This is a genomic window from Aneurinibacillus sp. UBA3580, from assembly GCF_002375825.1.
In the GTDB taxonomy this organism is placed as follows: domain Bacteria; phylum Bacillota; class Bacilli; order Aneurinibacillales; family Aneurinibacillaceae; genus Aneurinibacillus; species Aneurinibacillus danicus.
In genome coordinates this window covers 1-12,736 of the sequence record NZ_DFMZ01000062.1, presented here as the reverse complement: position 1 = coordinate 12,736, position 12,736 = coordinate 1, and the positions used below count along the sequence as shown (strand labels likewise).

Sequence of the window (12,736 nt, the reverse complement as noted above, 5' to 3'; positions counted from 1 at the left end):
CTGAACCAAAAGCGGCGCTGATAATATTTTTGACTGCTACATCCATATCGGCATCCGGCATGACAATGGAATGGTTCTTGGCGCCGGCCAGCGCCTGTACGCGCTTTCCGTGTGCTGCGGCCGTCTTATACACGTATTCCGCTACAGGCTGTGAGCCAACAAACGAAACCGCCTTAATGTCCTGGTGTTCGAGAATGCCGTTCACCACATCATGCGCTCCGTGTACGATATTGAGCACACCGTCAGGAAGCCCCGCTTCCGCAAAAAGTTCCGCCAGGCGGTTTGCCAGCAGCGGCGTACGCTCGGAAGGTTTTAATACAAAGGTATTGCCGCAGGCGATCGCCAGCGGGAACATCCAGCAGGGCACCATCATCGGGAAGTTAAACGGCGTAATGCCGCCGACTACACCAAGCGGGTAACGATACATCCCGGATTCAATGCCTGAAGCAATGTCAGGGAGCTGATTTCCCATCATCAGCGTTGGGGCTCCTGCTGCAAATTCAACGCACTCAATGCCCCGTTGCACCTCACCGTATGCTTCATCGTAGCTCTTCCCGTTCTCGATGGTAATAAGGCGGGCCAGCTCTTCCCATTGATCCACGAGCAGTTGCTGGTACTTGAACAAAATGCGTGCCCGACGCGGCACCGGCATTTTACTCCATGTCTGATACGCTTCCTTCGCCGCTTCCACCGCCCGATCTACATCCTCGCGTGTAGATACAGGAACGCGCCCGATGACTTCTCCCGTCGCCGGATTTGGCACTTCTTCATAACGTGCAGCCCTGGCCTCTACCCACCGACCGCCTATAAAATTTCTTACTATCTCTGCTTGACGTTTCATCATTGTCATCCCAACCACCTCAATTGCCTAAATTTATTTCTGTGTAATCTTCTTCCTTTTTACTATAAACCGATTATAAGACGTTTACATTAGACAGTGTGTAAAAACTTCAATTTTTCATTTTGACTTGTTGCCTACCTTTTTGTATTCTAACGGCAATAATTCAGGCTGAAAACAATAGAATTTTAGACAAAACGTATATCAAAAAAAGGCACCCTGCTCAAAGGATGCCTTTTCACCGTCTGACATTGGAGAAACGGAAGGGTACTGCCTTACCCGGAGATTGCCGCCTCTTTCACCGGAATGCCAAGAATCACCGTGCCCTCTATCAATTCAACCGGATAGGTTCTGACACAGCCTATATCCGGCTTCTGGACCAGACCGTCTTTGAGATTAATTTTCCTGTCATGCAGCGGACAAAATACGTAATTGCCGCTGACGATCCCTTCGGCCAGCGGCCCGCCTTTATGGGGACACCGATTCTCCACGGCCTGGACTTCCCCGTTTGACAACCGGAACACAGCGATTTCCCGATTCTCAATGTACACCACTCTTCCTGTTTGCACAGGCAGAGATTCAATCGGCCCAATCCTATATCGTTTCATGCTTCATCCCTCCGTTTTACAGGCTGCTTGCCTTGATCTCTTCGAACATCGTCTCGCGAATTCCAGCATCCCGCACGATTTCTTCCCACGGATCGACAAGTTGAGCCAGTGCAATATCGATGCGCTGCAGCAGCAGCTTGCGGCCCTCCTTATCGTCAACAACCACGCGTTTGATATGCTCAAGCCCCATGCGCTCCACCCACTCGGATGTTCGCTCGCCGTACTGCCCCGTCTCGCGGTAGTACTGCAGATAAGCGCCGGTAATATCAAGCACTTCTTCCCGCGTTTTAACCTTGCACAGTAGGTCCCCCTTGCGCAGATTAACCCCGCCGTTTCCACCGACGAAGATTTCCCAGCCTCCGTCTACGCCTACGATGCCCAGATCTTTAATGCCGGACTCCGCACAATTGCGCGGGCAGGCAGAGACGGCCATTTTAACTTTTGCCGGTGTGTTGAGCCGTTCGTATTTCTTCTCCATGTCGATGCCCATCTGGATGGAATCCTGCGTGCCGAAGCGGCAGAAGGTTTCGCCTACGCATGTTTTGACCGTACGTACGGCTTTAGCGTAGGCATAACCCGAAGGCATCCCTAGCTCTTCCCAGATTTGCGGCAGATTTTCTTTGGATACGCCAAGCAAATCGAGCCGCTGGCCCCCGGTAACTTTAATCATCCGCACCTGGTATTTCTCCGCCACATCGGCAATGCGGCGCAGCTCCTCCGGCGAGGTCACTCCGCCGTACATTCGCGGTACGACGGAATAAGTACCGTCCTTTTGAATGTTGGCATGCACTTTTTCATTAACAAAGCGGGAATTCCGATCGTCCGCGTACGCTTCCGGCCATACCATACCCAAATAGTAATTCAGTGCGGGACGACACTTCGAGCACCCTTCTTCCGTATTCCATTCCAGTACATGCATCACTTCTCTCATGTGCGTCAACTGTTTCTCGCGGATGGCGGCAACCACTTCATCATGGGTCAGCGGCGTACAAGGACAAATGCCTTCCTTCTGTATACCTGCGGAGTCGAACTCATCCCCAAGGGCATGGCCGAGAAGCTGGGTGACGAGCGGCTTGCATCCGCCGCACGAACGGGACGCGCCGGTACACCCTTTGACTTCATCTACCGTAGTAAGCCCCTTTTCTTGAATGGCGGAAACAATATCCCCTTTAGATACACCATTGCATCCGCAAATGATCTCCTCATTGTCCAGATCAGCCACTGTATCTGCGCCGCCGCTTCCGTTTCCTTCTGCCGCAAGACCGAGCAGGGATACGTGAATTTTAGGGGTCATCTCCGCCCGGTTTCGAATCCATTGAAACAATCGGGATGATTCGTTCGTATCGCCGAACAACACGCCGCCGATGATCCGGTTGTTCCGGACCAGCACCTTTTTATAAACGCCGTTCCATTCGTCATGTATACGAATGGAACGAGTATCCGGTCCATCCATAAATTCACCGGCTGAGAAGACATCGACGCCGGAGACTTTTAATTTTGCGGAGATTACCGAGCCCTTGTAAGGTGCAGTTTCAACTCCGCAGAGCCGTTTGGCAAGCACCGCGCCCTGCTCATACAGCGGCGCAACCAGACCGTAGACAATCCCCTGATGCTCGGCACACTCCCCCACTGCATACACATGGGGTCGGTTCGTCTCCATGTAATCGTTAACCACGATGCCGCGATTGACTTCAATATCAGATGCCCGGGCTAACTGTACACTGGGCCGGATGCCGACCGCCATAACCACCAAATCGGCTTCGACGCTTGTACCGTCCTTAAAGCGAAGCCCGGTAACGCGGTCGTCTCCGAGAATTTCTTCCGTTTGCCTGGAAAGCAAGAACTTCATACCCTGCCTCTCAAGCTCGGCGCGCAGCATCTCCGATCCAGTCGAATCCAGCTGTCGTTCCATTAAATAATCGGAGATATGGACCACGGCCACCTCCATGTTCAAATTCAGAAGTCCCTTGGCCGCTTCGAGTCCCAAAAGTCCGCCGCCGATAACGACGGCTTTTTTATATCGCTTTGCTGCCTCCATCATCGTCTCGCAGTCCTTGATATCCCGGAACGCAATAACCCCTTCCCTGTCGGCACCCGGCAGCGGGAGTATAAACGGCACCGAGCCGGTAGCAATAATCAATTCATCATAAGGCTCGCATACACCTGTGTCGGTATAAACAAGCTTATTCTCCGTATCGATACGATTGACGGTATGCCCGGCATACAGGCGAATATTATTTTCTTCGTACCAGTTCCAATTGTTTAAAATAATATCGTCCATCTCGGCGTTCCCGGCCAGCACGGACGACAGCAGGATACGGTTATAGTTCGGATGCGGCTCACTGCCGAATATCGTAATGTCATACCGCTCGTTTCCCAGTTTCAAAATGTGTTCGATCGTATTGATCCCGGCCATGCCGTTACCGATAAGCACAAGCTTTTTCTTGTTCATGCTTCTTTTGCTCCTTTCGTGTAGGGGCTGTAGACTCCACCGGTTCAATGCGGACCGCGCACGCCTTAAACGACGGCATCCGGCACTGCGGGTCCAATTCCGGCAGTGTCAACCTGTTGATACATTGCTCGTCGCCCCAGTGAAATGCGACAAATACCGTATCTTCGCGGATATCCTTGGATACTCTCACATCGACTTCTATCGTTTCGCGTTTTGAGTGGATACGCGCCCGCGCACCGTTTACAAGTCTCAGACGCTCGGCGGTTTCCGGATGAATCTGCAGCACAGGCGCCTGCGCCCGTGCATAGAGCGCAGGCGTCCGCCGCGTCTGCACGCCGCTGTTGTAATGGTGAAGAAGGCGCCCCGTCGTTAAAGTAACCGGGTATACATCATCGGTGCGCTCGGGCGGTGTCAGATGCGGAACATGCGCGAGTCTGGCGCGGCCATCCGGGTGATAGAACACACCCTCTTCAAACAGGCGTTCTGTTCCGGGAGCCCTTTCGTCTGCACATGGCCAGAAGACCCCTTGCTCCTTCTCGATCCGCTCATACTTTATTCCGCTGTAATCAGCCACTCCCCCGCGGGAGGCCTTTCGCAGTTCTTCAAAAATATCACGTGCTCCGCCATACCGAAATGTCCGCCGCTGTCCTAAAATATGCGCTATATCCTGAAGGATTCGCCAGTCGGGCCGCGCTTCTCCGGGAGGCGGCTGCACCGCTTTGCGGAGCATCACCCTTCCCTCCAGATTCGTCACGGTTCCTTCCTTCTCCAGGTGGGAGGCGCAGGGAAGAATCAAATCAGCCAATTGTGCGGTCTCTGACATATACAAATCAACGACAACCAGGAGCGGAAGCTTGCGCAACACCTCTTCGACGAATCGGGCATTAGGGTTGGATACGACTGGGTTGGATGACAGCACAATCATTCCCTCAAGTTCTCCCGCTGCAGCCCGTTCCATCATCTCATACGCGGACACTCCCTTCCCGGGCAGGCGGCTTTCCTTAATGCCCCACACCTCCGCTATATGTCTTCGATGTTCCGCATTTTCAATGGAACGGTAGCCCGGAAGCTGATCAGCCTTCTGCCCGTGTTCCCGTCCACCCTGTCCGTTCGCCTGTCCGGTCACGGCTCCGTATCCCGAACCAGGCTTGCCGATTTTGCCCGTCACCAGTGCAAGGTTGATGAAGTTGCGCACGTTCTGCACGCCATATGCGTGCTGTTCCACGCCGCGGGCCGTAAAGACCATCCCGCTCTCCGCCTGTCCATATATTCGGGCCGCCTGCACAATATCTGCCTCCGGAATGCCCGTGATGTGTGACACTTCGGACATCTGTACCGTCCGGATATAGGCAGACATCTCTTCCCAGCCAACGGTATGGGCAGTGATGAATTTTGAATCATAATATCCCTCTTCGATTATCACTTTCAGCATGCCGTTAACCAGCGCCGCATCCGTGCCCGGCTTTGGCTGCAGGTGAACATCCGCCATCCGGGTGGTTCCCGTTGCACGCGGGTCAATTGCGATGATGCAGGCTCCGTTCGCTTTGGCTTGACGGAGGTACGGCATCATGGTCGGCTGGCATTCCGCTATATTAGTGCCGGCTAAGATGATGCATTTGGCAAGCGGAATATCTGCCAGGGGATTTGTCATTCCACGGTCGATCCCAAACGCCTGGCTGCCCGCCGCTGCCGCTGCCGACATGCAGTACCGGCCATTGTAATCGATATACCGGGTGCGAAGCGCCACCCGTGCGAATTTACCGAGGAGATAGCCTTCTTCATTCGTCAAAGAACCACCTCCATAGACACCGATGGCATCAAATCCATGCGCTTTTTGAATATCGCGCACTTTTCTTTTGAGCCACTGCAATGCCGTTCGCCAGGAGACCGGAATAAATGTACCGTGCCGGCGAAGCAATGGGGATGTAATCCGTTCTTTTGTAAAAATCGGTGTATGCGCCTCCAGCCCTTTTACACACATGCGTCCCTGTACAATGCTGTCTTCTTTATTAGGAGTAATCGTAAAGCGGGAAGAAAACGGCGTGTTTTCTCTGTGAAAAAGCATGGTGCACTGCATGCTACAGTACGGGCATCGCGTCTGATTCGTTGTAGACACTGTGTATCTTTCATTAATCTGACGAAAATGCTGCAAAAACCCACTCATGGCTTCCCTCCTATTTCAGATCTGGTGTAGAGACAATCATTAAACAGCGGACCCGGTTGATGTTTTTTTAACCAGTGATTCGCTCCAGCGCTGACTCACAGCAAGCATCGTAAACAGCGCAAGCCCCACGATGACGGCCAACACGATGAATCCGGGTGTATACGTCCCTGTCATGTCCTTTAAAACACCTAACAGAGAAGGAAGGAAGAAGCCACCTACTCCACCCGCAGCACCGACGATTCCAGTCACGATGCCGATGTCTTCTGCAAAACGTTGAGGGACCAACTGAAATACCGCGCCGTTTCCAAGTCCGAAGCTCGCCATAATCAACAGCAGAAACAACAGCTCCAAACGAAGAGAAAACATGGCGGATACGCAGAGAAACAGCGTTAAAATGCACAGGAAAAGAGTTTGCAGGATACGCACACCCCCCCATTTATCCGCAAGCCAGCCCCCGATCGGGCGAAAGAAGCTGCCTGCAATCACACAAAACGTCACAAAGTCACCAGAACGAATGGTCGGTAGCTGGTATTGTTCGTGGAAAAAGAGCGGAAGAAAGCTGACCATTCCTACAAAGCCGCCGAATGTGATGCTATAAAAGAAGCAGAACAGCCACACATCTTTCACTCGTACCATGCGTACATATTCCCGCAGCGGTTTAGCAGGCGGCGGATTCGGTGCGTCTTTCGCCAGTAAAACAAAACCGGCTAAAACAAGTGAGACGGGAATCATCGCAAGTCCGAAGACGGCATGCCATCCGCCGAAATATTCAGCCAGACGCGGAGCGAACAATGTGGCGAATACCGTACCGCTGTTGCCTGCACCCGCGATGCCAAGGGCCAGGCCCTGGTAACGGGGGGGATACCACCGGCTGGCGAGCGGCAGCGCGACCGCAAAACTGGCTCCCGCGATCCCAAGCAAAAAGCCATATGCATACACTTCATATAACGTAGTACCGAACATCCACAACAAAAACAGCGGAATCAGTGTCAGCGACATCCCCAGCACGGCGCTTCGCTTGGCTCCGATACGGTCTGCAAGCAGCCCCATAACCACACGCATGATTGAACCGCCAAGAATCGGCAGCGCCACCATGAATCCTTTCTGCGAGGCGGTTAACTGCAGGTCTTGGGTGATATACACACTTGTAGCCCCCATCAGCACCCATACCATAAAGCTCACATCAAAATATAAAAAGGAGCCCAACAGGGTTGGCCAATGACCACTTTTCCAAAAATTTCGGATTTCCATATAAGAGACGCCTCCTTCCGTAGCTAACTATGTTAGTGGTGATGGCTTTATTGTATAAAAACAGTGTTTATATGTTACTTCTTGTGTCATATTACCTGACATACTCTTTGAATGTTTCACATAAAAAAAGCCGGATGAAACTATCATCCGGTTTAGTCAGTCAGACATGGAAATAGGAAATGAACTCTTATGACAAATTTATTTATTTATATTTTCTGGTATTTATCCTTTATATCGGCGGGGCGCATGTATTTTACGCATTGGAGGGGCTTTTTTCTGTGTGATGCTGCTCATTGCTTCTCTCATCTTCTGCCGGTCGATCTCCCTTGAAATGCTCAGCGTAACCCCGATGCCCAGCAAGGTGACCAGCAGCGAAGAACCCCCGTAGCTGATTAACGGAAGAGGAACACCGGTAAGCGGAATGGCGCCAATGACCCCACCAATGTTAATAAAGATTTGAATGGCTATCATGCTGGCTACACCGTACCCAACCAGCTTTGAAAATACGTCTTCTGAAGAGATGGCGATAAACATCATTCTCCACAGCAGGAACAAGTAGGTAAACAAAAAGCATAAAACACCGATAAACCCGAATTCTTCCCCGATAATCGCAAAAATGAAGTCCGTATGAACCTCAGGAAGATACAGATATTTTTCTATGCTCTTGCCAAGGCCTGTCCCGATGATTCCTCCGTGCGCCAGTGCGCTAAACGACTGTGTGAGCTGATACCCCCAACCAAGCCCGTCCATTCCATCGTCCCATGGGTTTAAGAAAACCAAAAAACGGTTCAAACGATAGGCTGACAAGAACGTATAGACAACACCGAATAAAAGAAGCGGAATGCCCAGGATCAGAAGATACTTTAACCGTGCTCCTCCAACGTAGATCACGCTTGCCGCTGTTAATGCCAGAATCGCCGCCGACCCCAGATCAGGCTGAATCGCAATCATGACAAAAAACAGCGACACCACCACAACGGCGGGGATGAATCCTTTTTTTAAATCCCAGAATTTCTCCCCCTTTTTTGCGATAATACCCGCCAAATAAATGATTAACGCAATCTTCGCAAATTCCGCCGGTTGAATCTGCAACGGACCGATATCAAGCCAGCTTCTGGCCCCGTTTCGCTTTGCCCCGACACCGGGGATTAGTACGGCGACAAGCAAAAAGTAGGAAAAAGACAGAACATGAAAGAAATACTTTTTATAAAAAGTAAACGGAATATTCATCGCGACCAGCATAATAAAAATGCCAAGCCCCACACGAACCAAATGGTTTTTCACATAGTAGGCGGCATCACCGTATGTATCGATGGCCTCGATAGAGCTTGCGCTATATACGACCACTACACCGAAACAAACGATAATAAACGTTAAGATTAGCAGCCAGAAATCCGGCCTTCCTCTTTTATTCATCTCGCTCTTCTCCTCTGGTATCCTTCACAATGTATGAAAACTACACCTCATTTTAACACAAAATGGAAGAAAACCAACAATAAAAAACGAGGTGCGAACGCTGAACGGACGCACCCCCGTTTTCTGTGATAATTGTGAGGAAAGAAGGAGAGACAAGAGGGAAAAAGAGCTACTACCGGGTTGGCATACTGCCGCACAAACCGAAAGACATGAAGCCAGTATAGCTCTGTCTCAACTGCTTTATGTCCTAATTACCTGTCTTTCTAAAAGCATGGTATAATGAAAAACAAAATCGTAAGTATGGGGGAATTCCGATGGCAACGGAAGACATTCTCTCCGATCGTCAAAACCGCATGGATCATGATCGATTGTTTAAAGAATTGATTTCAACGTTTTTTGAAGAATTTATGGCGCTCTTCTTTCCCGATGCGTATGAGGCCATTGATTTTGAACATACCTCTTTCTTATCCGAAGAGTTGTTTACGGATATTCTGAAAGGAGAGAAACGGCGCGTCGATCTTCTCGTGGAAACGCGCCTGAAAGGAGAAGAAAGTCTTATCATCATTCATGTAGAGCCACAATCGTATGAACAAACAACCTTTCACGACCGGATGTTCATTTATTTCAGTCGACTGTATGAAAAATACCGCAGACGCATTTTACCGATCGCCGTCTTCAGCTATGATAAAGTCAAAGAAGAACCCGATACGCTCCACATCTCCTTCCCTTTCTTCGATGTGATGACATTCCGGTTCTTAAAGGTCGAACTGAAACGAAAGAACTGGCGTGACTATATCCAGCAGGACAATCCGATAGCGGCGGCGCTGCTTAGCAAAATGGGGTACACACCCGAAGAACGAGTCGAAGTTAAAAAAGAATTTCTTCGCATGCTGGTGCGGCTGGAACAAGACCCGGCTCGTATGGCATTGCTTACCGGCTTTTTTGAAACCTACTTGCCATTGAGTGAAGAGGAAGAACAACACTTGCGCATGGAATTACAAAAGCTTGATCCTGACGAGGAGGGACGAATTATGGAGTTGACAACATCCTGGCATGAGAAAGGAAGACAAGAGGGGAGATTAGAGGGAAGATTGGAAGGAAGACAGGAAGGAAGACAGGAGGGAAAACGGGAAGCGGTCCATGTGCTTTTGCAGGCGAAGTTTGGAGATGCTGCGAAAGCTTTACACGAAGATATACAGAAACTAACGAAGGAGGAACATATCGACGAACTGTTGCTGAAAGTCACGGGAGCGCCATCGTTACAGGAAGTAAAAGACTTTATCCAGGAAAAGGTTCCCAAACAAATAGAAAAGAAACGGTTGCAGTAACAAAATGAATTTCGCCACATCAAAAACATAAGGAGTAAATCGCCCAGAGTGAGGGCGATTTTTCTTTTCCATCCTCGGTTTCTAAAGGGGGACAGGAAATGTAATCGGAGGAAGTCTCCCCTTTTGTTTCTGCTTCTTCTGCTCCTTGCACTTGATTTACCTTCAATCCATCAAGAATAGGCTGGAAATACTCCAAAGGGTCAGGATGCGTTTCAATGCGTAACGTATGCTTCATAGACTTTGGCTCATGATAGGGCTGATATGAGATATGGAAGTAATGATCAGGGTATTCCCGAATATGAAGATGGTACTTGAATCCCGTTTTCCCGATATACTCTTTAATCCCGTAGTAATCACAAATGTTCTGCTTGAACGGGTTGAAGAATGACCAATAGACATCTCTGTATTCAATGACGATTCTGTCGATGGATACCTTGATGTTGCTCATGTGTTCCCCCTCAAAAATTTTCACGAATTCTCGCTGAATTAGAGGGAAGGTGGCTAGCCCTTACCACATGACCTTCTGTATGATATATAAACTGGCACGTTACCAGATTGATGATGTCCTGCTATACACAGTAATCGCTACAGGTTCAGAAAAAGTTGCGATTCTCTTAAAAGGAATCTCATTATTTTTCTCACCCTAGTTGTCGATGTATGACTGAAATTGTTGCATGAAATATGAATTATAGAGAAACGGGAGATAACGAAGGTCATGATTTTGAAAACAAGAACGATAGGAACTGAACATATTGAGGGTGAAATGAAAGGATTGGAGACGGGAAATAGGTTATATATTTCAATACATGCCATGATGTACGTACAAATAAATCAAGGAAATATTGTACAGGCATGATTAAGGTTATGTTTGTTAGTAACAGAGAAAGAGATTCATTCGGCACTGGGTAGCCCCATTACTTTAATTCTCCCAAACTATTCCGATTTCCTCAAACGAGGTATTACTTTCACTCAATCCCTCAGGATCATCTGTTCCAATCATTTCAATTTCTCTTTTAGTTAATATTATTTTAGCGTCTGGTCTTTTGATTTTTCTAGCATATATCGACTCTAATAGATCAATTTGCACATTCGTCATCTCATAATAATCTCGCCAAGACTCAATCGCAGCTTCATATTCCATTAACTGTCTCTCTAAAAGATAACCACCATATTGAATTAATCTTACGATATTATCAATAGAGATAATATTGTCGGCATCTCCCCAAAAAGCTGTAGTAATAGAGGGTATAGACATTCCATCTTCTCCCTCTTCCAAAAGATACTCTAATGTTTCATTTTTTGCTAACTCAAGGACTTCTTGAGGCGCTTCTTTAAAAAAATCAATAGCTGTAGAGAACTCAGTACGATTAACATTCTCATTACGAAAAGCCCCAACACAATACTTATTGTTAAACGTAATTGTTCCTCTTCCTCCTGAACTATCAACAACGCTGTAGTTTATTCCGTCCCAAGAATGTTCATAGGATAATTCAGGATAGTGAGCAACCATAATTGCATGTGCAATTGACGCAAGTATACAACCATCCCACAGACTCTTTTTATTCAATCCATTATTCAAAATAACTGGCTTCATTTTTTCCTCCTTTTAGGCTTAGAAGGTGTTTTTTTCTTATTTGGTTCATTTGAGTCAGAGGGTAATTTGTTTGATTTATCTCTATTTTCTTTTCGAGTTAGCACTTGAGCATTACTATAACTGTTCGTTCCACCTTTATCTTTAGGTATAATGTGATCAATCTGCCACTCATTCGGATCTGGTGTAACACCTTTTTTGCTCTTTTGTGGCTTGGTACAGATTTGACCTGATAAGTCAGATTTAACTATGCCACCATTTCGCTTCATATTCTCTTCTATTATCTTTTTCTTTTGGGCGGCAGTAAAGTCCTTTCCAGGTCCTACATGCTTAGAATCTTCAAGATGTGAATAAGGACCTTTTCCTGTTTGAGCATTACTTTTCTTCTCAGCACTATGTTTTTTCGGTTTTTGAGGTTTACCTGTCCCCTGAGTAGCTTTATCCCTGTTGTTTCTTCCAATGGCTATTGAACCTCTTTCATTACTTATCGCCTCCATAGCCTGTGGTGTTGCTCTTACTACCGCCTTTGCCGTTTGCTTAGCAACAACCGATACACCTTTGGCTCCTACTAAGCTTACACCCGCATTGCCCCCAAATTTCCCAACGACATAGGCTCGCTGCTCGGAGCTTAATTTCTGAATCCGCCAACTTCGCCAGCTCATAAGCTAATAGTTGTTCCATTTCCTGTACTCGTTCCTTTGCTCGTTGTACCATCAACGCCGCTTCTCGCTCTGCTTCCTCCGGTTCCTTTAGTTGGCGGGCTAGCACGCTTTCGATATGGCTTATGTTGGCTTTTAGTCCAGTTGCTTCACGTTGTAATTCATCTATCCGACGAAGTATTTCCAGCCTTGGGTGTCCGTCCTTTGGGTCAACCAACTGTTCAAAATTCTAGTAGCTGTCTTATTTATGTTGCCATTTGCAGATCGGTACTGCCAGATGTCTCAACTCATCCGCCTATCGCCGTAACCCCCGGTCCTTCTGGCAATATCCCCTTACTTCCTCCATTAGTGCTTCATACTCCGCTTGTGCCTATGCAATAAAGCACAGCTTTTTTTCTGCTTCCTTTACTTGTTTTGCTATTTTCCTTT

General features: G+C 48.3%; 10 protein-coding genes. 1 reads left to right on the top strand and 9 read right to left on the bottom strand.

Features of this window, described 5'->3' with window-relative positions:
- The 6 genes from B2899_RS09955 to ftsW form a co-directional block, all read right to left on the bottom strand.
- On the bottom strand, positions 1-844 hold an 844-nt coding region (locus B2899_RS09955), incomplete at its 3' end, for an aldehyde dehydrogenase family protein (protein ID WP_286885481.1).
- A gap of 269 nt (positions 845-1,113) precedes the next feature.
- A complete protein-coding gene (gene nirD, locus B2899_RS09950) occupies positions 1,114-1,446 on the bottom strand; it encodes a nitrite reductase small subunit NirD (protein WP_146810152.1) in 333 nt (110 codons plus the stop codon).
- Positions 1,447-1,462: 16 nt separating this feature from the next.
- The gene (gene nirB, locus B2899_RS09945; RefSeq protein WP_286885479.1) at positions 1,463-3,898 is read right to left on the bottom strand and encodes a nitrite reductase large subunit NirB; all 2,436 of its coding nucleotides are present in this window, start codon (positions 3,896-3,898) and stop codon (positions 1,463-1,465) included.
- Positions 3,867-6,062 carry an assimilatory nitrate reductase catalytic subunit NasC gene (gene nasC / locus B2899_RS09940; RefSeq protein ID WP_146810150.1) on the bottom strand — a complete coding sequence of 732 codons (2,196 nt, stop codon included), beginning with the start codon at positions 6,060-6,062 and terminating at the stop codon, positions 3,867-3,869. Before nasC ends, nirB begins: the two co-directional genes overlap by 32 nt.
- Before the next feature lie 39 nt (positions 6,063-6,101).
- Positions 6,102-7,313 carry an MFS transporter gene (locus B2899_RS09935; RefSeq protein WP_146810149.1) on the bottom strand — a complete coding sequence of 404 codons (1,212 nt, stop codon included), beginning with the start codon at positions 7,311-7,313 and terminating at the stop codon, positions 6,102-6,104.
- A gap of 222 nt (positions 7,314-7,535) precedes the next feature.
- Entirely contained in the window at positions 7,536-8,729 is a 1,194-nt protein-coding gene (gene ftsW / locus B2899_RS09930) for a putative lipid II flippase FtsW (protein WP_146810148.1), read from the bottom strand.
- 314 nt (positions 8,730-9,043) lie between these two features.
- On the opposite strand from ftsW, the gene B2899_RS09925 reads away from it, so the two are divergent.
- Complete coding sequence (locus tag B2899_RS09925) at positions 9,044-10,057, top strand: transposase (RefSeq protein ID WP_286885474.1); 1,014 nt, start codon at positions 9,044-9,046, stop codon at positions 10,055-10,057.
- A 19-nt stretch (positions 10,058-10,076) separates the two neighbouring features.
- Here B2899_RS09925 and B2899_RS09920 read toward each other — a convergent pair whose 3' ends face one another.
- The 3 genes from B2899_RS09920 to B2899_RS09910 form a co-directional block, all read right to left on the bottom strand.
- Positions 10,077-10,505 carry a hypothetical protein gene (locus B2899_RS09920; protein WP_286885472.1) on the bottom strand — a complete coding sequence of 143 codons (429 nt, stop codon included), beginning with the start codon at positions 10,503-10,505 and terminating at the stop codon, positions 10,077-10,079.
- A 471-nt stretch (positions 10,506-10,976) separates the two neighbouring features.
- Positions 10,977-11,651, bottom strand: a complete 675-nt coding sequence (locus B2899_RS09915; RefSeq protein ID WP_286885469.1) for a hypothetical protein — start codon at positions 11,649-11,651, stop codon at positions 10,977-10,979.
- The gene (locus tag B2899_RS09910; RefSeq protein ID WP_286885468.1) at positions 11,648-12,310 is read right to left on the bottom strand and encodes an HNH endonuclease signature motif containing protein; all 663 of its coding nucleotides are present in this window, start codon (positions 12,308-12,310) and stop codon (positions 11,648-11,650) included. The genes B2899_RS09915 and B2899_RS09910 overlap by 4 nt, the downstream gene beginning before the upstream one ends.
- Positions 12,311-12,736 lie beyond the last annotated feature (426 nt).

Excerpts from the sequence above, each read along its gene's own strand:
- B2899_RS09920 (WP_286885472.1), bottom strand. The coding sequence starts at position 10,505 with ATGAGCAACATCAAGGTATCCATCGACAGAATCGTCATTGAATACAGA.
- B2899_RS09910 (WP_286885468.1), bottom strand. The coding sequence starts at position 12,310 with ATGAGCTGGCGAAGTTGGCGGATTCAGAAATTAAGCTCCGAGCAGCGA.
- B2899_RS09935 (WP_146810149.1), bottom strand. The coding sequence starts at position 7,313 with ATGGAAATCCGAAATTTTTGGAAAAGTGGTCATTGGCCAACCCTGTTG.
- nirB (WP_286885479.1), bottom strand. The coding sequence starts at position 3,898 with ATGAACAAGAAAAAGCTTGTGCTTATCGGTAACGGCATGGCCGGGATC.
- nirD (WP_146810152.1), bottom strand. The coding sequence starts at position 1,446 with ATGAAACGATATAGGATTGGGCCGATTGAATCTCTGCCTGTGCAAACA.
- ftsW (WP_146810148.1), bottom strand. The coding sequence starts at position 8,729 with ATGAATAAAAGAGGAAGGCCGGATTTCTGGCTGCTAATCTTAACGTTT.
- B2899_RS09925 (WP_286885474.1), top strand. The coding sequence starts at position 9,044 with ATGGCAACGGAAGACATTCTCTCCGATCGTCAAAACCGCATGGATCAT.
- nasC (WP_146810150.1), bottom strand. The coding sequence starts at position 6,062 with ATGAGTGGGTTTTTGCAGCATTTTCGTCAGATTAATGAAAGATACACA.
- B2899_RS09915 (WP_286885469.1), bottom strand. The coding sequence starts at position 11,651 with ATGAAGCCAGTTATTTTGAATAATGGATTGAATAAAAAGAGTCTGTGG.